Source organism: Mesotoga sp. H07pep.5.4, assembly GCF_003664935.1.
Classification (GTDB): domain Bacteria; phylum Thermotogota; class Thermotogae; order Petrotogales; family Kosmotogaceae; genus Mesotoga; species Mesotoga prima.
Genome location: NZ_JFHM01000004.1, coordinates 122,243 through 143,783, shown reverse-complemented (window position 1 = coordinate 143,783; position 21,541 = coordinate 122,243). Strand labels below are relative to the sequence as shown.

19 protein-coding genes are annotated in these 21,541 nt (G+C 43.9%); 8 read left to right on the top strand and 11 right to left on the bottom strand.

All coding sequences use genetic code 11. From position 1 onward, the window contains the following. The first annotated feature begins 15 nt into the window (after positions 1 to 15). Positions 16 to 1,044, top strand: coding sequence for a M42 family metallopeptidase (locus Y696_RS01930; protein ID WP_006491902.1), 1,029 nt, complete (start codon positions 16 to 18; stop codon positions 1,042 to 1,044). A gap of 25 nt (positions 1,045 to 1,069) precedes the next feature. On the opposite strand, the gene Y696_RS01925 is transcribed toward Y696_RS01930, so the two are convergent. The 5 genes from Y696_RS01925 to Y696_RS01905 form a co-directional block, all read right to left on the bottom strand. After that, positions 1,070 to 1,495 carry a hypothetical protein gene (locus Y696_RS01925; RefSeq protein ID WP_006491901.1) on the bottom strand — a complete coding sequence of 142 codons (426 nt, stop codon included), beginning with the start codon at positions 1,493 to 1,495 and terminating at the stop codon, positions 1,070 to 1,072. 86 nt (positions 1,496 to 1,581) lie between these two features. Then, positions 1,582 to 2,136 carry a hypothetical protein gene (locus Y696_RS01920; protein WP_039882944.1) on the bottom strand — a complete coding sequence of 185 codons (555 nt, stop codon included), beginning with the start codon at positions 2,134 to 2,136 and terminating at the stop codon, positions 1,582 to 1,584. 2 nt (positions 2,137 to 2,138) lie between these two features. Further along, positions 2,139 to 2,900, bottom strand: coding sequence for an ABC transporter ATP-binding protein (locus Y696_RS01915; RefSeq protein WP_006491897.1), 762 nt, complete (start codon positions 2,898 to 2,900; stop codon positions 2,139 to 2,141). Beyond that, positions 2,897 to 4,246 carry a replicative DNA helicase gene (gene dnaB, locus Y696_RS01910; RefSeq protein ID WP_121509684.1) on the bottom strand — a complete coding sequence of 450 codons (1,350 nt, stop codon included), beginning with the start codon at positions 4,244 to 4,246 and terminating at the stop codon, positions 2,897 to 2,899. The genes Y696_RS01915 and dnaB overlap by 4 nt, the downstream gene beginning before the upstream one ends. Positions 4,247 to 4,263: 17 nt before the next feature. After that, a complete protein-coding gene (locus tag Y696_RS01905) occupies positions 4,264 to 5,382 on the bottom strand; it encodes an alanyl-tRNA editing protein (RefSeq protein ID WP_006491894.1) in 1,119 nt (372 codons plus the stop codon). 110 nt (positions 5,383 to 5,492) lie between these two features. On the opposite strand from Y696_RS01905, the gene Y696_RS01900 reads away from it, so the two are divergent. From Y696_RS01900 to Y696_RS01880, 5 genes are all read left to right on the top strand, one after another. Further along, entirely contained in the window at positions 5,493 to 6,530 is a 1,038-nt protein-coding gene (locus Y696_RS01900; protein WP_006491893.1) for an ABC transporter ATP-binding protein, read from the top strand. Next, the gene (locus tag Y696_RS01895) at positions 6,527 to 7,699 is read left to right on the top strand and encodes an ABC transporter ATP-binding protein (RefSeq protein WP_006491891.1); all 1,173 of its coding nucleotides are present in this window, start codon (positions 6,527 to 6,529) and stop codon (positions 7,697 to 7,699) included. The genes Y696_RS01900 and Y696_RS01895 overlap by 4 nt, the downstream gene beginning before the upstream one ends. After that, a complete protein-coding gene (locus Y696_RS01890; protein ID WP_006491889.1) occupies positions 7,696 to 9,420 on the top strand; it encodes an ABC transporter substrate-binding protein in 1,725 nt (574 codons plus the stop codon). Before Y696_RS01895 ends, Y696_RS01890 begins: the two co-directional genes overlap by 4 nt. A 99-nt stretch (positions 9,421 to 9,519) precedes the next feature. Further along, on the top strand, positions 9,520 to 10,491 hold the full coding sequence (locus tag Y696_RS01885; RefSeq protein WP_006491888.1) for an ABC transporter permease: 972 nt from the start codon (positions 9,520 to 9,522) through the stop codon (positions 10,489 to 10,491). 10 nt (positions 10,492 to 10,501) lie between these two features. Next, the gene (locus tag Y696_RS01880) at positions 10,502 to 12,166 is read left to right on the top strand and encodes an ABC transporter permease (protein WP_006491887.1); all 1,665 of its coding nucleotides are present in this window, start codon (positions 10,502 to 10,504) and stop codon (positions 12,164 to 12,166) included. A 146-nt stretch (positions 12,167 to 12,312) separates the two neighbouring features. Here the strand turns inward: Y696_RS01880 and Y696_RS01875 are convergent, their stop codons facing one another. The 6 genes from Y696_RS01875 to secG all read right to left on the bottom strand — a co-directional run bounded on the left by Y696_RS01875 (position 12,313) and on the right by secG (position 19,437). After that, on the bottom strand, positions 12,313 to 12,603 hold the full coding sequence (locus Y696_RS01875) for a hypothetical protein (protein WP_259459825.1): 291 nt from the start codon (positions 12,601 to 12,603) through the stop codon (positions 12,313 to 12,315). Positions 12,604 to 14,343: 1,740 nt separating this feature from the next. Further along, a complete protein-coding gene (locus tag Y696_RS01860) occupies positions 14,344 to 14,772 on the bottom strand; it encodes a hypothetical protein (protein ID WP_006491790.1) in 429 nt (142 codons plus the stop codon). Between the two features lie 55 nt (positions 14,773 to 14,827). Next, positions 14,828 to 16,084, bottom strand: a complete 1,257-nt coding sequence (locus Y696_RS01855) for a hypothetical protein (protein WP_121509683.1) — start codon at positions 16,082 to 16,084, stop codon at positions 14,828 to 14,830. A gap of 116 nt (positions 16,085 to 16,200) precedes the next feature. After that, positions 16,201 to 17,889 carry an S-layer homology domain-containing protein gene (locus Y696_RS01850; RefSeq protein ID WP_121509682.1) on the bottom strand — a complete coding sequence of 563 codons (1,689 nt, stop codon included), beginning with the start codon at positions 17,887 to 17,889 and terminating at the stop codon, positions 16,201 to 16,203. A gap of 89 nt (positions 17,890 to 17,978) precedes the next feature. Then, positions 17,979 to 19,172, bottom strand: a complete 1,194-nt coding sequence (tyrS, locus tag Y696_RS01845) for a tyrosine--tRNA ligase (RefSeq protein ID WP_039882766.1) — start codon at positions 19,170 to 19,172, stop codon at positions 17,979 to 17,981. Positions 19,173 to 19,185: 13 nt separating this feature from the next. Further along, positions 19,186 to 19,437 (bottom strand): preprotein translocase subunit SecG, encoded by a 252-nt coding sequence (gene secG, locus Y696_RS01840; protein WP_006491783.1) that lies wholly within the window; start codon positions 19,435 to 19,437, stop codon positions 19,186 to 19,188. 96 nt (positions 19,438 to 19,533) lie between these two features. On the opposite strand from secG, the gene Y696_RS01835 reads away from it, so the two are divergent. Beyond that, the gene (locus Y696_RS01835; protein ID WP_006491782.1) at positions 19,534 to 21,231 is read left to right on the top strand and encodes a lipopolysaccharide assembly protein LapB; all 1,698 of its coding nucleotides are present in this window, start codon (positions 19,534 to 19,536) and stop codon (positions 21,229 to 21,231) included. A 3-nt stretch (positions 21,232 to 21,234) separates the two neighbouring features. Further along, positions 21,235 to 21,504 (top strand): hypothetical protein, encoded by a 270-nt coding sequence (locus Y696_RS01830; protein WP_006491781.1) that lies wholly within the window; start codon positions 21,235 to 21,237, stop codon positions 21,502 to 21,504. Positions 21,505 to 21,541: the final 37 nt, after the last annotated feature.

The following is a 21,541-nucleotide window of genomic DNA, read 5'->3' as shown; positions in this document are numbered from 1 at the left end:
TCGGAGGGAGTCTTTGTGAACTACAGTGAACTGTATATAGTGAAAGAGCTTGTCGATCTCGTCAATATTCCCAGTCCATCGGGATTTACAGATTCAATCATCGTTTATCTCGACTCCGAGTTAAAAAGGCTTGGATTCAGTCCTCGAAGAACCAGAAAGGGAGCTCTTGTAGTTGAAATAGGTGGAAGGGGAAACCCAATAGTACTTGCCGCTCATGTCGATACGCTTGGAGCGATGGTGAAGTCTTTGAAGCCTAACGGCCGCCTGGAAATAACGAACGTCGGTGGTTTCACAATGAACAGCATAGAAAATGAAAACTGCATCATACACTCAAAGACGGGAAAGACTTTCAGCGGGACTATTCAATCAATTTCACCTTCAGTTCACGTTTTCGAAAATGCCAGATCTCTTGAAAGAAAAATCGCAAACATGGAGATACGTGTCGACGAAGAACTCAAGAACGCCGAAGATCTACAGAAGCTGGGAATCGAGGCAGGTGATTTTGTCTCTTTCGATCCTAGAGCAAATGTGACAAAGAATGGCTTCGTGAAATCAAGACACCTCGACGATAAAGCCAGTGTTGCCGTTCTGCTTGATTTTGCAAGAAGAGTTTCTGAAGGCAAGGTAACCTGTTCCAGGAAGACTTACTTATTCTTCTCAAATTACGAAGAAGTGGGTCACGGCGCATCGGCCGCTATGCCGGATGACAGCGAAGAAATCATCTCAGTCGATATGGGTGCGGTTGGCGATACTCTTGGAACTGACGAGTATGTCGTTTCAATATGCGCTAAAGATTCGGGAGGCCCTTATGATAGCACAGTTGTCAGAAGCCTTATTGAAACGGCAAAAAGAGTTGGTGCCGACTATTCTGTTGATATTTACCCATTCTACGGTTCAGACGTAGAAGCTTCTTTGAGAGCGGGATACGATGTTAGGTTCGGTCTTATTGGACCAGGAGTAGAAGCGTCTCACGGATATGAAAGGACACATTACAAAGCACTTGAAAACACTTTGAAGCTTATTGAGGGATATATAGGAAACTGAGGCGCTATGCGCCTCAGTTCATCTTCTAAAACAGGAGCTTCCCCTTTTTCTGACCCTTTTCCTGGCCAAGCTGATTCACAAAACCCGCAGGAGCGACATCGATTACTCTGTTCTTTTCGGCTTCCATAGCTTCTTGTAGTTTTTTTCTGTATGCATCCATTTTTTCTCTCAGTTCAGCTACATCACCCTGGAGCCATTCAAAGATGCTGTCTGTCAATCTTGAAGAAATCTTCTCAATCTCATCGCTTTCTTCCATCATACCGGCGTTCTTTGTGATTTCAAGCTCCTCACTAACTGCCTTTTCAACATCGTCTCTAGTAAGTTCCGGAACAACCGACTTAACCAAACGCATGGCGATATTTGTTCTCAGTCTTAAATCGTCTATAGTTGCCTCCAGATTATCTACTCTCGACATGATTGCTCCCAAAAACTGATCAAGTGATACTTGCATTTGTTTTCAACTCCCTTCAATGATTTCGCTTAGATTGTACTACGCATTGAGTTTTTTATAGTTAAGGCTTTGTTTGGGATCGTAATCTACGTATTCTTGTCTAATCTATGCCTCATTCTAAAAAGCCATATCGACAATACTGATACCATTAGGAAGCCGACGAGATCGCCTTCCGATATTTTGAAGATCCAAAAGGATGGAAGGAACTTACCGCTGAAGAATGGAGCGGAGAGAAAATCGGAAAATAGCCATCCCGAGATAATTGAAGCGACGGTAATGAAAATGGCCAGGACATTCTCTCTTATCCTTCTGAGTTCTTTGAAGATAAGAAAGGAGACCGATGCAAGAGAAGTAACTAAACAAATGGAAGAAATGATCGCAAGAATCGAGTAAGCACCTGGATTACGCAATACTATTATCGTAACTATTAGAACCATTGTTAATGGTCTCTTCAGTACTCCCCTGACCATTTCCAGTAAACTGTCCTTCGAAACGATTTTATTCTCCAGCTCCGGTCTGTAAACAAGCAATCCAAGTACAATCGCAATTAGCAAAACAGCACTTGAGAGAGAGGCGCTCCAAAAAAACATCGACACAGCCAGCATTCCTATTAGAGACTCCTGAACAAGAAGAAGTCGCATCTTCAAGCTTCCCCTTCGAAACCTTCAATAGATAGTTTGGTTTCTCCGTCGCCTGTTATATCAAGGAAGAGTTCCTCTAGACTTGATTCAGCTCTTCCAAAACTCTCTTTCAAATCTGAAAGAGTACCTTCAGCGATCAGCCTTCCGCTATCGATTATCCCGATTCGATCACACATCTTTTCGGCCACTTCAAGAACGTGAGTAGTCATAAACACAGTTGTTCCATTATCGGCCATATTTCTGAGCAAGATTCTCAGCTTTCCCGCGCTCGAGGCGTCTAGACCAACTGTAGGTTCGTCAAGAAAGACCACTGATGGTTCTCTCATCAGAGCAATTGCAACCATCAGCTTCTGTTTCATTCCATGCGAATAATCACCTATGTATTTCCCAAGATAATCGATCTTGAAGGCTTCAGCTAGATTATTGAGCTTTTTAAGCGTTTCCTTCACTGGGAGACGATAGACGTCAATAATGAATTTGACGAATTCCAGCCCCTTTAGATTCTCGTACATCTTTGGTTCATCAGGGACAACTGAAATCAACCTCTTGATCTCCATCAGGTCCTTTTGCATGTCAAGACCGTCGATAAATATCTCTCCCAGACTGGGAGAGATTATTCCTGTGAGCATCTTTATGGTAGTTGTCTTTCCCGCTCCATTTGGCCCAAGAAAGCCATATATTTCACCGGAAGCAATGTTGAGATTCAATCTATCTACAGCTACGAGAGTTCCAAACTTTCTCGTAAGGTTTCGGGCTTCAATCATTTTTCAGCCTCAAAGGCTTTATCATAGAAAGTTGCGGTCTTTGGATGGAACATTAGTTCTACAGTACCGACTGGACCATTTCTCTGTTTCCCGATGATGACTTTTGTTAATTGTGGTGAATCACTGACCTCACTCTTGTCTTTGTAGTAGTCCTCTCTGTAAAGAAACATAACGGTATCGGCATCCTGTTCTATGGCTCCCGATTCGCGAAGATCACTTAGACGTGGCATTTTATCTTCTCTTTGCTCCACTGCCCTTGAAAGCTGCGAAAGAGCAACAACAGTGATGTTCAATTCCCTTGCGAGGAGCTTCATAGATCTCGAAATCTCCGAGATTTCCTGCTGCCTGTTGTCCGATCTGCTTTTAGTATGCATTAGTTGAAGGTAATCGACAAATAGAACCTGAATATTGTGTTCCATCTTTATCCGTCTTGCCTTGGCTCTCAAGGTTCTAGGATCAAGAGATGGCTCATCGTCGATGATTATTGGCGCGGTCTGGAGAGTACTGGCTCCATTTGTTAGCCTTTTCCACTCCTCGCTTCCGATATCTCCGGCGCGAAGCCGAGACAGCTCGAAATTCGTCACATTACACAACAGCCGCTGTGCAAGCTGTTCTTTGGACATTTCAAGGCAAAAAACAGCTACTGGTAGCTGAAACTTCAGCGCCATATTGCTTGCCAGGCTCAAAGCAAAGGCAGTCTTACCCATAGAAGGTCGAGATGCAACAATGACGAGATCGGATGGTCGAAATCCTGTAGTGACTTGGTCGAGTCTTCTGTACCCAGATGCTATTCCGGTAATTCTTCCTGTAAGGGCGTTTTCTTTCAACCTTTCCAGACTGTGAAACAGTTCATGCATTATCTTTCCAATGTGCTGATAGGTTTTGGATATCTGGGCTTCGGTGATTTGAAAAATAGCTTTCTCAGCGTTGTCGAGGATCTCGTCCGTGTCTTCTCCTTCGTATGCGTTTTCGACAATCGAACTTGCCGCTGCTATGAGCGATCGAAGTAATGACTTCTCCTTTACTGTCTTACCATAATAAAAGAAATTCGCAGAGGTTGGAACGACATCGGCTAGCTTTGCCAGCTCGACTTCACCCCCAACTTCCTCAAGAACTCCGCCGGTCCTCAGTCTTTCCGTCACCGAAACTATGTCTACAGGGCTTCCTTCATCGAAAAGCTTCTCCATCGTGGAAAAAATAAGCTGATTCTTTCGTGAGTAAAAATCCCTGCCTGTGAGGAGTTCCATGACATCTGGAACAACATCTGGATCTATCAAGATACTTCCAATTACCGCCTCTTCCGATTCAATGCTGTTTGGGGGTACTCTTGTCTTCAAATCGCTCACCAACTTCTTCTAGATAATCAATAGCTATTCTCAATCAGCTCCTTTATTGAGGCGAACTCACCGTCGAAAACAAATTGGCCTCTCTCTTTGCCGGATCCACCTTTGACGTCGAACTCCTTTTTTATCCTGGTGAGAACCTCTCGGCAATCGTATCCTTTACAAAAAAGAAGAATTCTATCATCAGACTTTCCAATGATAAGATACTCCTCAAGTGTGACAAATCTTGGAATCGAAGCGAGTATACTCTCTTCATCCTCAAGAAAGATAACTCTAGACTTTGATCCGTTTATCCCTTCCGCAACATAACCCGCTAGTCTTTCAGAAAAGCTTCTGATTGTCGAATTACCTTGTTTGATTTCATTAATTAGAGACGCAATTCTATCCGGCAAATCCAAATAACTGCACGTTAGTAAGAGGGAGGAATTTGTGATCAATTTATGTTTAGTGAAATAATCATTCAGAGCCCTTTTCCCTGCAACAAAATAGACTCTGGTGAGCGACCCTTTCACTTTCTCGTGTTTCAAAATCTTCAATAAACCAATCTGACCAGTACGATCCACATGAAGACCCGAGCAGGCACTTAGGTCTATCCCGTCTATTTCGACAAGCCTTATCTCTCTTTCGCTTTCAGTGATCTCTCTCTTGATCTCTTTTCTAAGACGATATTTTTGGATTTCAGAGCTCTCGACAACAAATTTCCTTACCGCACGATCCTCACCGATAAAATTGTTGCAAAGCCTCTCTACATAATCGATCATATCATCCTTAAGAATTCCAAGTGAGAGATCGATAGTCGTGTACTCCTCGCCCATCTGAAATCCTACAGTTTCGGCATCCATTTCGCTTAGAAAGACAGCAGAAAGAAGATGTTGAGCTGTGTGTTGCTGTGAGATATCTAATCTTCTTTCCTCATCGATCCTAATATCAACCATTTCGCCCTTATTCTTTTCAATCTTTCCATCGATTTCTAAGACAACCTCGTCTTCAATTTTCTTCACAGATTTTATTTTGAAAGAATCTACCTCTCCACGGTCTCCAAGTTGTCCCGCTTCACCATCAACAAAAACATTTCCGTAACATATTTTGATGTAGGTAGTACCTTCTACAAACCATATTTCCCTTACTGCTTCTAACATACACCGCCCCCGGCCACTTGATATTATGTGCAAATATATGTAATAATTATACAGTAGCATTCATTAACTCCGTGGGTGATAACGCGAAAAATGAATATGAGGTGATTTGGTTGCAGGAAAGGCCAATCCTTTCGGTAAAGAATCTGTCTACTCACTTCAACATGGCCGAGGGAGTTGTTAAGGCCGTTCAAGATGTGTCTTTCGATCTTCATAGGGACGATGTCTTGGGAATAGTTGGGGAGACTGGCTCGGGGAAAAGTGTTACAGTCAAGTCCATTGCTGGGATGACTGACAGTCCCGGTTTTATAGCCGGGGGTGAAATTCTATTTTTCACGGATGAGTTCAGCAAGAATGGAGAAAAGGAGTATATTGATCTGGTCAAGCTCCCTAAAGAAAGCTTTTCCAAGGTAAGGGGAAAACACATCGGAATGATTTTTCAAGACCCCATGACTTCTCTTGACCCGATGTACACAATTGGGAACCAGATGATAGAAACTATTGTCCATCACAAAAAGGTTACCGAAGAGGAAGCAAGGGAACGCTCAATAAGATTGCTTGAGCAAGTAGGAATTCCCAAACCTTCGGAGAGGATTAATGACTACCCCTTTCAGTTGTCCGGAGGCCAGCGTCAAAGAGTAGTAATAGCAATAGCGCTTTCGTGCGATCCAGAGATTCTGGTAGCCGACGAACCTTCAACTGCTCTGGATGTTACGGTCCAGGCTCAGATTCTTGAACTGATGAAGGACCTTCAAGAGCAGTTCAATAGTAGCATGATTTTTATCACGCACGATTTGGCGGTGATCGCCGAAATAGCTACTAAGATCAGTGTCATGTATGGAAGCTATCAAATGGAAATGGCAGATTCAATGGAGATTTTTGAAAATCCAATGAACCCCTACACTTTTGCTCTTCTTGAATGCATACCTAGACTTGATATAAAGCAAGATCAGCTTCTTCCGATTCCTGGCCAGCCGCCAGTAATGCTTAATCCTCCAAACCTTTGTCCCTTCCTTCCAAGGTGTTCAAGGGCAACTGATCGGTGCTATAAGGAATTACCAAAGCTTGAACAACTTAAGGATAATCATTTTGTCAGGTGCTGGAACCCAATCACCAATAGAGTGTTGCTGGTCAAGGAGGCTGAAGAATGAAGCTTCTTGAAGTTAGAAATCTGAAGAAGTACTTTCCAATAAAGCAAGGTTTCCTGGTTGAAAGAGTGGTTGGTTTCGTAAAGGCAGTTGATGATGTATCGTTTTCCGTCGATCGTGGCAAGACCATTGGTATCGTTGGAGAATCCGGCTGTGGCAAGACGACAATAGGGAAATCGATAGTCCGCCTGCTTGAAGTAACCGACGGGGAAATGCTCATTGACGAAGAAGACACAACTTTTTATTTCATGAAGAAGCGTCGTGCAAAGCAATACCTTAAGGCGAAATACTTTGATACTGCGAGATTCAACAATGGTGATAATTCAGAATTTGAACCATACGAGAAGAAGATGTACGATGTTTATAATAGAGCGAACAGAGATGCATCGAAGGCCATTGATTATCTCTTTGAAAAGGCAGATCAAAAGAAGAGACTCCTTAGGAGAAAGGCGCAGATAGTCTTTCAAGATCCAATGTCCTCTTTGAATCCAAGAATGACGGTAGGACAGATGCTCACCGAACCGCTTCTCTTTCACGAACTTGCAAAGGATCTTGATGAAGCCATCGAAAAGGTAAAGGAATTGCTCGTTCAGGTGGGCCTGAAACCATATCACGTCGATAGATATCCTCATCAGTTCAGTGGTGGCCAACGCCAAAGAATTGCCGTAGCAAGGGCGATAAGCGTCAACCCCGATCTAATTGTCCTCGATGAGCCGACTTCCGCATTAGACGTATCCGTTCAGGCACAGATTGTAAATCTGTTCCAGAAACTTCAGGAACAGCTTAACGCAGGTTATGTTTTCATTTCTCACAACCTTTCTTTAGTGAGGTTCATATCTCAAGAAGTATCTGTCATGTATCTCGGAAGGATCGTAGAGCAGGGTAATAGTGAGTCGATCTTTAAGAATCCGTTGCATCCCTATACCAAGGCTCTTCTTGCCGCCGCTCCTATACCAGATCCAAAGAAGAAACGAAATCGTAAAGACCTTGTCGGCGGACAGGTACCGAGTCCGATAAACAGACCTACGGGTTGTTTCTTCAATCCAAGATGCAAATACAGGATGGATATTTGTACTAAGGAGTATCCACCCATGGTCAGGGTGGATGAGAATCATTTTGTTGCGTGCCATCTTTATTCCACATCTCAAGAACAAGGAGGGGAAAGTAAATGAAGAAACTTTCAGTGCTTCTAGTGGTTCTCATTGCAGCAGGATTTCTTTTTGCCGCTACTGAGTACCACGTAGAAGAGACATGGAACGGCAAGCCCGGAGGCACTTTCTATTATTGGGGCTTGGGAGATCCAAAGACATTTAACTATGACTGGGCACAGGAAACCAGTTCAACCGATCCTCTTGGATTCATACTGGCAACTCTAATCGAATCCGATGAGGGCGGCATGCCTACACTTCCTGGCTTGGCCAAAAAATGGTGGTTCTCTGAAGACGGACTGACATTCTTCGTTCAGATCAGAGAAGGTCTCCAGTGGTCTGACGGTGAGCCTTTTACTATCGATGACGTCTACTGGACATTTGTCGATGTGTCTTTCATTCCCGAGAACACGGCAAACGGGAACGGCTCTTACCTAGACTCGAACGATCAGCTGCCAGTGGTTGAGATCGTCGATGACACAACGATTTCTTTCACATGGACTGTCCCTATGGTTACCGCATTGAGGCAGATTGGCTTCCGCCCGATAATGCCAAAGCACGTTCTCGAGGAAGTCGTTGCCAACGGGACTTACGCAGAATTCTGGACAATTGCAGACTTTGACAAACTTGTTGGAATGGGACCATTCGTAATAACAGACTATATCGAAGGTGTAAGAATAGTCTTCGAAAGAAACCCATATTACTGGAAAGTCGATGGCAACGGAGTTAAGCTGCCCTACTTCGACAAGCTAAATTATGAGCTTCTTGCAGACCAGAACACTTCTCTTCTTAGATTCGAAGCAGGCGAACTTGACCTTTACGGACCAACTGCTGAGCAGTTCCCAAGGCTAGCAGAAATGGCCGCAGAAAAGGGTTGGATAACGGGTGTTGGTGGCCCTGCTCTTGGATCCCAATTCGTGACCTTTAATTTCAACGCCACAGATCCGGTCAAGAGAGAATGGTTCAGAAACGACGGATTCAGAAGGGCCTTTGTATATGCAATGGACAGAGATGCCATCATTGAATCCCTATACAACGGACTCGGTTCTCCACTGTACGGACCCGTATCACCGTCCAGCGGCTTCTACAATCCCGAAATCGAGAAGTTCGCTTACAAGTATTCAATCACAAGGGCTAGACTTGAATTAAAGAGAGGCGGCTTCGACTGGCTCGCAGACGGCACCTGTGTCGACGCAAATGGAAACCCAGTTGAATTTGAACTTCTTACGAACGCTGGAAACGTTGTAAGAGAAGCGATTAGCAACATCATAGTAGATGGTGCTGCGAAGCTCGGAATCAAGGTCAATTTTAGACCCATTGACTTCAATACCGTTGTTTCAAGACTGACTGATGCAACCTATGAAGCTGTAGTAATCGGTTTAACCGGCAGTGTAGACCCCGGAACAGGTTGGAACGTTTACAGGCTCGATGGCGGTTTGCACTTCTGGAACTACCCTCCGGATTACAATCCTGATGACCACATAACGGAAGACATTTACGTTCTTCCGGACTGGGAGAAGAGAGTAGACGAGATCTACAGACTCCAGACGTCCGCAGTTGACGATCAGGACAGATATGATTTGTTTGCGGAGTTCCAGATGATTTTTGCAGAGTATCAGCCAGTGGTCTTTACAATGGCTCAGAATTTCCTTTATGTTTACAAGAACAACATAAGGATGCCGGTGGAAAAGCTTACACCTGCCACTGGTCTTCTTTACCAGCTTGAAGGTTGGTGGAAAGAGTAATTTAGCGCGTTTCATTAAGCGGGAGGGCTTTCCTCCCGCTTTTACTAATATTAGTCGAAATCATTCGCAAAACAGCTAAAGTATTGAGGAGGGAATGAGGTGCTGAAATATATAGTTAGAAGGCTGATTCTTGCAATTCCCGTCTTGCTTGGGGTCTCGATACTGGCCTTCATGATTATATCCGCTGCCCCTGGAGATTTTTTGGATGCATACAGATTGAACCCTTCCATTTCGAGGGAGCAAATCACCGTTCTCGAAAGTCAGTTTGGGCTTGATCAGAATGTATTTGTACAGTATTTCAAATGGTTGGGTAATGTTCTTACAGGTAATTTCGGGTACTCTTTCAGCTATAGAATTCCAGTTTTCGAACTGGTGTGGAGAAGACTTGGGGCAACTCTTTTGTTGAGCATCAGCACTCTGATTTTCACGTGGGGAATTGGTATTCCTCTGGGTATTTATTCTGCGCTTCATCAGTACTCTCCCAGCGATCAGGCCTTTTCCTTTCTTGCGTTTATTGGCATCTCAATTCCAAACTTCTTCTTTGCACTGCTGTGGCTTTTTATGGCGGCAAAAACCGGTTGGTTCCCAATAGGTGGGATAATATCTCAGAACTTCGGCGACATGAGTTTCTTTGGAAAGATTGGAGACTACCTTTGGCATGTTGCAGGTCCGATGGTCACTCTTGGCACATCCGGGTTGGCCGGTCTGATGAGACAGATGAGAGGTCAGCTTCTTGATCAACTCAGGCAGGATTATGTTCTCTTCGCAAGAGCAAAGGGAATGCCCGAGAAGAATGTCATATATAAACACGCATTAAGAAATGCAATAAATCCTATCGTTACTATGTTTGGATATGCACTTTCCGGCTTGCTTGGGGGGGCTGTCCTGACGGAGACGGTTTTTGGTTGGCCGGGAATGGGAAGACTTGTTATAGAAGCCTTAAACGCTCAGGATTTGTTCCTTGTTATGGCAACATTACTCCTTTCTGCTGTACTTCTGGTAATCGGCAATTTGCTTGCTGATCTGTTGCTCGCCTGGGTCGATCCCAGAATACGTTATAGGCTAAGCTGAGGGGTGTGAAATGAAGAAGAAAGACATTGTCGACAATAATAATACATTGCAAAGCACAGAGATCAGCAAAGAGGATCTCTTTGAAGTAAAATATATGAGCCGCTGGCAGCTCGTTTGGAGAGCCTTGAGAAAGCACAAGTTGGGTTTGCTTTCCCTCTGGATACTGATTATAATGTACCTAATTGCGTTATTCGCAGATTTCCTTGCGCCAAACAGCCCTTACGAGCAGACTCAGGGTCTATCGTTTGCCCCGCCATCTAAAGTTCACTGGACAGATGAAGAAGGGAAGCTCACTGCTCCTTACATTTATGCCTGGGTCATGGAACGGGATCCAGAAACATACAGGACGACTTTTGCTGAAGGTGTTTCCGTAGGAGCGCTGACGGCAATCGACAAGTCCACAGGCGAGGAAATCACATTTAGGAAGGGTGAGAACGGAGTAAAAGATATCTTTCTCACAATAAAGACCGAAAGATACGCTTTAGACGCAGATGGAAATCGAGCCAACATAGGGCAACCAGATTATTCCATTATCCAGAACATCAAACTGAATGAACTGGAGCTTTTTGAAAGGACACAGGTTAGCGAAACCACGAACAAAACTACAATAGACTCTTTGAGCCCTAGCAGGTTTAGAGAGCTTCAAAAAATTGGACCACCTGTGAAGGTGGTGACTGAAAGGACACTTCACAGAGTCTTCGCTCAGAAAGAGGATGAAATTGACGATGTTGTTCTTGAAGCCATAAGTCTTTACAACGAAATAATTGATCTTGACGGAGGAGATGTGGAGCTTGCTCAAGAGTTTCTTGCCGAGCTTGAAATCTCTCCTACTCTTCTTGGGGTAATCGTTGAGCCTGAAGTCAAGACTTACGAAACCGTGAAGTACCCTGTTAAATTCTTTGTGAAGTCTTGGGAATACAAGCTCTTCTGGTTGATCCCAACAAACATTCATCTATTCGGTACCGACCAGCCTTCGAAGCTGCTTTTATTCGGAGCAGACAGATACGGAAGAGATGTCTATTCAAGAATTCTGGCAGGCTCAAGAATCTCCATGAGTATTGGTTTACTTGCTATAATGATAACTTTTTCTCTTGGCCTATCAATAGGAGGTGCTGCCGGTTACTTTGGTGGAATTACTGACGAGATACTAATGAGAGTAACAGAAGTTTTGATGTCTATCCCGAGTTTCTACTTGCTGATCTCATTGCGGGCAATACTTCCCACCAGCATTCCATCACATTTGACCTATCTGCTGATAGTGGTAATACTTAGCTTCATCGGCTGGCCTGGAATGGCAAGGGTCATTCGTGGAATGGTTCTCGGTCTAAAGGAGACGGAATTCGTCCAGGCTGCTGTTGCTATGGGCTATCCTTCTTCTCGAGTGATACTAAGGCATATTATTCCAAACACGGCAACCTACATTATTGTAGCCGCTACTCTGTCTATACCAGGCTATATACTGGGCGAGGCCGGGTTAAGCTTCCTGGGCCTCGGAATCACAGAACCTTCTGCAAGCTGGGGGTTGATGCTTTCACAGGCACAGAGTATTAAAGCAATGACTGAAGCTCCTTGGCTTCTTATTCCTGGTATCTTTATATTCATTGTGGTCATGGGATTCAACCTTCTAGGCGACGCCTTGAGAGATGCTCTCGATCCAAGATCTCTAGGGTACTAAACCTAAGAACCTAATAGATTGATTGTATACAGCGGGTCGGATGACCCGCTTTCTTTCTTTGGCTCAACTTTGACAGCAATAAATCTGAAAACAGTTAAACATGGGGAAAAATGAAAAGAAAAACGACATACCACCACAGTGGTCTATTATGCAATCTCTTTGAGCAGATCCGGAGGTCTTATCTTGAGTGCTTTGAAAGCGTCGTAAGCATTGCCCATCGTTTCAGTCCTTGCAAGAAAGCGTTTGTTTTCTACCGTTATCTCAACTGCCCTTATCTCTGTCAAGTCTTCGAGTATTTCTCCATAAGAGAAAGTACTTCCAATCTCTTTCAGCTTTCTGTATAACTCAACTTTGACAGCAAGAAATCTGAAAACAGCCAAGCAAGGGGAAAAATGAAAAGAAAGATAGACGTACCACCACAGTGGTCTATTATGCAATCTCTTTGAGTAGATCCGGCGGTCTTATCTTGATTGCTTTGAAAGCGTCGTAAGCATTGCCCATAGTTGTTTTCAGTCCTTGCAAGAAAGCGTTTGTTTTCTACCGTTAGCTCAACTGCCCTTATCTCTTTCAAGTCTTCAAGTATTTCTGCGTAGGAGAAAGTACTTCCAATCTCTTTCAGCTTTCTGCATAAGGCAGTCTCCATTACAAGTGCAAGGAAACAGATCATTATGTGTCCATTCACCCTTGTTTGCTGCAGAATATAAGTACCCTCGTGTCTGTGTAATGGTATATGGGGCGAAGATCGAGTCCGCTCTTCAGTTCCCTGAAGGCCCTCTCTACTTTCCACAGTAACTTGTATGATTGAGCAACCTCTCTATTGGTTAGTTTTGTGTTTGTTCGCTCTTAGAACGTATTTGCCATCATATTTGATTTCCGAAGCCATCTTTTCCTGGTCTATCTTCACATCTGTTTTCTGGATATTAAGATTTCGCTTTCTTTTTCTTCCAAAAAAGCCCAGAAGAGTCAACATTTTGAGAGTAGACCTGAACCTATGGAGCAGAACAATTGTTTTTCAGCTAGGAAATTTCGCCTGAAACAGACAATCTCGTCTAGATTCTGAATGAAAGGAGGTGCGTTGAACATAAACATAATAAACTTTCTTCAGGGAACATTCGCGACTCTTTCGGAGAAATCTTACACAATCGAACAGGTTTTCTTTATCCGGGCAGCGCACCAACGTTTAGCAGATTGCTTGCTCTCTCTTACCGTTAATCTCTTACAAAGAGTAGACGACACGCAATTTGAATGATCAGTTTGAAATGAAAATTGTGAACTGATCTTTTGGCAAAGTTCAATCAAAACTGATCTGTGTTAGACTCTTCCCGAAAAACTGTATATACTGGTTTGTTCAGTTCGACCCTTCAGTGAGGTTCCGTCTAGCAGATTAAGAATAAATAATCACTAATGGAAGGGCTGAAGAGAGTATCTCAACCAGAAACAACTAAGGCTGGATGACCTGTGGTAAAGTTCCTGAAGATACAGAAGATATTTTCAGACTGACTATAATGAAGAATTCCTGCGTAATCTCTTTTTCCTCCCCCAGTCTAACACTCTTGAGATGTCTTGCTAAAGACGTTCTTTAGTATAGATTCCTCTGTCCTTTCTTCCATAATCTCCTTTGCTCGCCAATTTTCGAATGTCTTTCAGCAAATCTATTTTGCGGTGCTTCTTGTACTTCAAACGCTCTTTAACATTCTTCTCCGTCTGTTGTCTGGTCATTTCACACTTAGCGTTGTAAAAAAAGGAATTCAAGCGTTTTTCTGTTTTTTGCTGAAGATTTGAGCTTCGAAATGAGACCACCTACATACCTAAAAAGAGCTATCATAAGGCCGACTGACGCTTCCTTCTCCCTTCTGCAGTATCTCTAAAACTCTTTTACTTCAAGACTCTAAAATCCGCGCAACGTACCCTCAGGGGAAAACTTTCGGTTGGGTTGACTAGTCTTTCCCAACACCGCACTTTTCGGGGATTCCTAAGCAGAGGGAAGCAAGCTCGCCAATACTTTTGTATGTCTGAGCAGTGAGGAACTTTGGACAGCTCTATTTATATTGGCTAGGATAGCTTCTAGCTGCTAAAGATTTAACCACGGAAAGTTTGACAAGGTTTCTATTGTGCTAGACCTTCTTACTTGTTTCTCCTAACTGACTACTGCGAACAGCTGATCTCGTGAAAGCAGTCTATTTCTCTTCCTTTTCACCGGAGATCATTATCATTAATACTATCAGCGCAGCCATAGTGAACACGACTATTCCCGGCAACAAATAACCCATGATGGTAAACAGCAAAGAAGAAGGTATGTAGTCTCTCAATGGAAGAAGCCACCAGCTAAACCCTCCCGCAAGGCTCTCCCTTATATAGAGCACTAGAGTCGCGGCAAGAAGAAGCTCTTCTAAAACCGGAAGTGCTATTCTCTTGGCTAAAGAGCAATACTGGAGGAAAAAACCCGTCACGAAAAGTGTAATCGGAAACAGAAAGTCCATGATGTCAATATCAATGCTCTTCCCTTCGAGCACTGAGTTTACGATCTGACCCCCTCCAAAAAGAAGTGCAATAACCACTGCAACAATCATAAGAAGATTCCCGAGAAATATGTAAATGCCCTTCATATGATCACCTCAAAAAAAACCGGCCCGTGTTGGGCCGGCTCATTTTCAACATAAATTAGAATTTGTAATTGTAATAAAGACCCGCGTACCAAGTGTCTGCTGGATCAAATACATCGACCCCAGCCTCAAAGTTGAAACCATCAATGAGAACTGGGAATGTCAAACCTAATACAAGCTCTTTAGAAGCGTCAAGGAAATAGTAGCCACCTGCGGCTGTAATCGAAGGGTTGAAACCGCCCATTGCTAGATCAAGAGCTGCCTCTCCATACACAGATATATCCTTAGCATCGGCAAGAACATCTCCAATGATCTCTGCACCAAATTTCCTTGATCCATTTCCGTAGAAGGTATTGAAATCACCAGATCCTACATAAAGGTCAACACTGACAGGTCCAGCAGCCCAACCGTTGGACTTCACCAAGAAACCGAGAGTCATAGCCTGTGTTGCTGCTCCGAAATCATAATCGTAACCAAACTTCACGCCTGCCCAGCCTATACCGTCCTTGGAAATGACCGGCTGTATCCAAGTCTCAATGGCATTCGCCTCAATATCATACTTCACGTCGCCTGTGATCTTGAGAACTCCAATTTCATACGCTGCTTTAAGCCCAACATACTGACCCAGTGTGTCGGAGTACCTTGCACGAGGAGTCAATGTCAACAAACCTACGTTCAGCGTGTACTTGGCATCAACAACATAGTTGAATGTAGCTGTACCAAGAAGATCCGTTGCTTTTACTCCACCAGAAATGTCAAGGCCTGGCAAAGGAGTCAAAGTTGCTTCAGCGATGAAATCTTCGCTCCACTTGAGAGCATCGAGTCCTGTCTGAACGGCAAAAGAGAAGATATCCCAAGAACCGAACAATGCAATCTTGTCTGTTGCAGCTTCCTGAGTACCGATGCTCAATCCGAGGTCTTTCAGTACCAACTCCATCGTGACATTTGCCACGTCGTCATCGTACCATTTGAACCAGTTTAAACCTGGATTTGCATCTGTCCCGCCGGCTAAAGATTTCGCGGCGTACCAGCTCAGTGCTGCCGCATCATTCTCCACTGTGAAAGACTTTAGGTTGACAGTGGTTTTGTCCGATGGGAGAACAATCGTTAGATCGAGAGTGATGTCCGTAACATCGGCCTTGGCACCGAAACTAACTGATAATTTTTTGATTCCAAGAGCGGTATCAAGCCCGCCTTTGTCAAGTTCCACATGGCCCCAGATCGTACCTTTGATTGTAGGGCTCAGAGTAATGGTAGCCGAGAAAGCAACCGAGATAGCCAGAAGTACCACTAAGATTCCAACAAGCTTCTTCATGCACACTTACCCCCTTTATAAGAGTGTTTTTGGTTTTTGGTGATGCGCATAACGTAAATATACCACATTTTATGTAACAAAAGCAAACTCACATGTTGCTAAGTTGCACAGAAAGATCATTTCAGGATTAGCCCGACCGCTCCAAATGCAAGTGCTACAAAAGAAAGGATAATCGCTGCATTTGTATTGATCACATTCTGCTTCTGAGTCTCTTCGAGAGCTGAAATCTTACCTTCGATAATTACATCGTTCTCTTCGAGGGCGGCTATTCTAGTTTCAGCTGCCTCAAGCGCAGACTTGTCTGCCTTGTTTCTGTCGAGCTTGAACATCTGAATTGCCATTGTGTTAGTGATGCTCTCCAGGCTGTCTACTGCTCCTTCCAAAACTCCTACCTTACCCTCAAGAGTGCCAGTTCTACCTTCGAGGGAAGCAATCAAATCGGCATGATCATCAAGAACTGCGATATTAGCATCGATCTGATCAAAGGCAACTTCAAGCATTTCGTAGTTATCCGTTACCTCATCTCCCAGGAGAGCGAGCTCGCCTTCAAGATATCCAAGCTCTGCTTTCAGACTCTCTTCTGCGAGACCAAGCTTCTTGTAGAGGAAATTCATCTTTGTCGTTAGCTGCTCGGGTGTCACGTAGTCAAGCTCCGAAATCCTCTTGTTAGCTGCAATAATTGCGTTACTAAGCATCTTAGTTGTGACTTCGAGATCCGTGACCCTTCCCTCTACTGCTTCCACATCGCCGGCTGAAGCCTTTGCCGAAAGCTCTGTCTTCAATTCAGAAAGCTGGTTGTCCAGAGAATCAAGTCTCGCAATGTTCAGGTCAACCTGATCAAATAGAACTTCCATGGTCTCGTCAATCCCAAATAGAGCTACTTCAATCTCTTCAATTTCAGTGTCATAGTACTTGACTTCGGGCATCTTGGCAATGCTGTCCTGAATCTTGAGGATCCTCGTGTACATGAGCGAAAGCTTGTCATTTAAGGCCTCATTGGTTACGTAAGGCTCGAGATCTGGCATTTCGCCTGCTAGTTTCGACTCGAGAGCCGAAAGATCGTCCTTCGTAGCCATACTTCTCCTCATAGCAAAAAGATCTGACGTCACGCTGTTAAGAACGTTTTCAGTAGCCTCAAATCTGGAAGTCAAATCAGCAACTGTCTCTGCCTGCTCGCTATTGTCGTTCTTCAAATTGGCAATAGCTTGACCGAGAAGCTTAACTGTAACTTCGAGATCGGTTGCTCTGTTCTTAAGAGCCTCAACATCCGAAGGAACGCTGCTCATCGAATCAAGTCTTTCGCTGATTAGCACGATTCCTTCATTTGCGGTGACTGCTTCCATGGATAGTCTGTCGATCTCATCGTAAAGGAAAGCGACCGTATCGTCAAAGGTTTTCAACGACACAAAGTCTCCAGTCATTCCACTTTGTTTTAACGATGCGACCGTTGCCTCAAGTGCCCTCAGTTCCGCTGTTAAGTCGACCAAATTCTTCTTGTCGTCAGAGATCTCCAGCGAAAGCCCCGCGACTTTCTTCGTAAGAGAGAAAACCACTTCCTGGAGTTTAGCATCCCCGGCATCAGAATAGTCCATAAACCTGGCAAGAGTCATTGCTAGCTGGTAACGCGTAGCAAACTCACTACCTCTGAATGTGCCATCAGGGAAACCAATGAACAATCCACCGGCTGTCGTCTTAATAACGCTGTCGTAGGCCCAGTGATTTTCTGACAAATCGCTGTACTCGACACCCAAAGATAAGGATGCAAAAGCAACAACGATCAGTGTCAGTATAGAAAGCTTCTTCATGGATCCTACCCCCTTTCAAAATGTTGTCATTTTCTACAGCAAACTACGAATTTATTATACAGTAAAGACACGTGCATATTCAAGAGTAACTAGCACTTGACAAGGCGATAGAAACGCTTTTTTCCGATTCTCAGAACATCTCCATCGGAAATTTCGATAACGGAATGAATATCATTCAAGACTTCATCATTGACTTTCACTCCGCCCTGATCTATAAGTCTTCTCGCTTCGCTTCTTGATGAAATATTAGCATGAGAAACCAGAAGATCGACAATTGAAACACTCTCTGTCGATATTTTTATTTCCGGTATCTCTTCGGGCAGCTCTTTGTTTCTAAAGATTTTTATGAACTCGTCTCTTGCACTGAGCGCCGTCTCTTCCCCATAGAACTGAGATGTTATCTCCACCCCAAGCTCGAGCTTTAAATCCCGTGGGTTTACCGACTTGCTCTTGATCATTGTCTCGATTTCGGAAAGTTCTACTTCGCTCTTGTCGGTCAGCAATCTGAAATATTTCAGTATGAGGGTGTCGGGAATTGACATGAGCTTTCCGAACATGTCTCTTGGGGTATCGTCAAAAGCTATGTAATTATCGTAGCTCTTTGACATCTTGAGTTTTCCGTCCGTCCCTTCAATAAGAGGAACAGTGAGAATCGCTTGGGCCTCAAGGCCATGCTCCTCCTGAATCTTTCTTCCGACGACGAGGTTGAAGAACTGATCATCTCCACCAATCTCGACATCGGCTTTCACAACAACAGAATCGTAGGCCTGAGCGAGAGGATAAAGAAACTCGGAAATTCCAATTGGTTCGTTCTCCTCGTACCTCCTGGCGAAGTCATGTCTTTCCATCATTCTGGCAACCGTGTACTTTGAGGAAAGCCGAATAACATCTTCGAAACTCATCGCATCCAGCCATTCGGAATTGAATCTGATTTCTGTAAGCTCTCTGTCGAGTATCTTGAATGCCTGAGTGCTGTAAGATTCAGCATTGATCTTCGCTTCCTCTCTGGAAAGCATTGGTCTCGTCTTTGACCTTCCGGAAGGGTCACCGATCCTAGCCGTAAAATCTCCAATAATCAATACAACTTGATGACCGAACTTCTGAAAGTGACGCAGCTTTCTCAAGACCACAGCATGACCCAAGTGAAGATCCGGTCTGGACGGATCTACACCAAGCTTAACCCTCAACGACCGTTTACTTTTAAGCTTTCTAAGAAGCTCCTCCTCTGAGATCAACGATACGTGATTCCTGGATAGCTCCTTAAGTTGTTCCTCAGGGGTCAACAACTCTACCACCTTATGCGCCAAATGCTCTCGAAATTACAAATGCGATCAAAATACTGTTCACCATGAATCCGATAGCAAGGCCAAGCGTGATTTTACCCATAGTGTCCAGCCCCTTCTTTCTGCCAAACATGGTATGAGACGCACCGCCTCCAAAAGCCCCGCCCAGCTCCGCGGACTTGGACATTTGCATCATTACGGCAATTCCTAATCCCACACTTATCGCAATGTGCAGGGAAATCAGTACATATGCAAGAACAACCATCAAAGAATACCTCCTGTATCTTCTAACGCTCTTCTGGTATTATACAATATGTGCGGATTTGTAGCAAACGAGAAGCCTGAGTTGGCGGGTGGTATTTTGAATGACAAAACGGTAATTGTTTACCTTCCTTTGAAGCCAGAAATGGCTAAGGCCAATAATCTCCCGATAAAGCTCCCGATCCTCGTCCAGGACATGGGGAATGTTCTTGACCTGGACAGAATAGACCTTGACATAATCATAAGGGGTCTTGAGGCTCAATGCCTTTTGGAGAGCGACGATTATTATGAGTCATACCTAATTTATTACTACTATGAAGCCTTCAAAAGATCGTTGAATTCCGGCAATTTCGATGAATCGAAGAAGTTCCTGGAAAGGGCAGGAAAAATCAAAAAGGACTATAGGTATCATTTCTATCTTGGATTGTTGCTTAGGGAGGAAGGAAAGATTGAGTTGTCGGAAATTGAGCTGAGACAAGCGATAGAAATGAATCGGGAATTTTACATTGGTTATTATGAGCTTGGCAGATTGTTTCAGCTTCAAGAGGAATACGACGAAGCGGTCTCTTCATATGTGAAGTCCGTTGAGAAGTCTGGAGGACAGTTTCCTCTACCTTTTGTCGCCACGATTGACTGTTTCATTTCAAAGGGAGATTACAGTGCCGCAATGGAAGTTATTGACAACGTGAATGAACAGTTTCCTCTTTATTCGGAAATCCTTCTCAGGAAGGGGGTTATCTTGAACGAAACCCAAAAGTATTCCTTAGCCGAGGCGACTTTTTCCGAAAATATTGGACTCGGGGAAGACTGGAAGAGTTTCTACAACCGCTCCTTTTCAAGGGCTAGACAGGGGAAGTTGTTTGAGGCTTATGATGATTTGAAGACTGCATTCAAGATCAGTGGAAATTCCGAAGTGCTTTACGAACTAGCCATCTCAGAGAAGAATATGGGAATGCTTGAGGACTCTCTTTCTCACTGTGAGAGATACTATAATGAGACCCTAGACGAAAAGGCTCTGGTCCTGAAAGCACGAATACTTGATATGATGGGTGATTATGATAGCGCGATCGAGGCAACAGAGGAAAGATATGTGGAGCTCAAGAATGTGCTTCTGATTCACAAATATCTTGCCGAAGGTAAGATAAAGAGAGATCTTCCCTTTGAAGAACCACTGAACGAGTTTTACTATAGATCATTGCAGAACAAAATTGCTAGAGATGGATTCTCTGATTGCAGATTGATCGAATCCGGAAGGATAAATATCGAGAGGCTTACAGAGCTTCTTACTGAACTGGGGATCGATGATTTGACTGAGAGAATCTCTCTGCTATCTGAAGGGCTTCTTCCAGGCAAAACGAGAGAGGTCACTTTACCCGAAGTTGGACTGTTCACCACACTTATTTTTGAGATGCAGTTTTTCCCTTCACAGCAGGAGTATCTTCCGTATCTGATGTCTTTCCTCGTTTCCGGCAAGGGTAAGACGACTGCGATTTTCAAGACTCTGTTGTATCTTCAGAGATGGTCTCTCTCCGGTCTGCCTTTCAGAATCGAAGCGTTCGTGGACGAGTATATAGAAGAAATCAAGGATCTCAGCTTTGACTTTGGGCTGAAGATTGCCAGGATAATTGAATACGGAGGATCGGATATTGACACTTTTGAAGAGGAACAGGATGTAGATCCTGAAGCGGCGGTGCTTACTATCATATATTCACTTGAAAAGGGAACAATAAGCGAGTTGAGGACTCCCGATTGCTCGCTAAACAGCTATATTACCAGGCTTTCTGGAGCAGGAGGATAAATTATGAATAACGTTGACGAGTTACTGGAAAGATTTTTCAACGCACTTGAGAATGATACGAGCGACCTAACCGATGAAGACAAAATCTCCAGTATTCTGAGTTCGGAGTTTAATCAGAAGGAGAGAGAAACGCTTACAGGTGTCCTTGATTCTCTCTTCGGCGAAGTCACAAAAATGGTTGAAAACCCAAAAGAATACTTTTTTAGCAACGAGCAGGAGAAGCTGGACGAATATTTGAAAGAAAAGAACAAAAAACTTGATAATCCTGACTGAATAGGTGTATAATCCTTTCGTAGGGTTACTTCAGCGC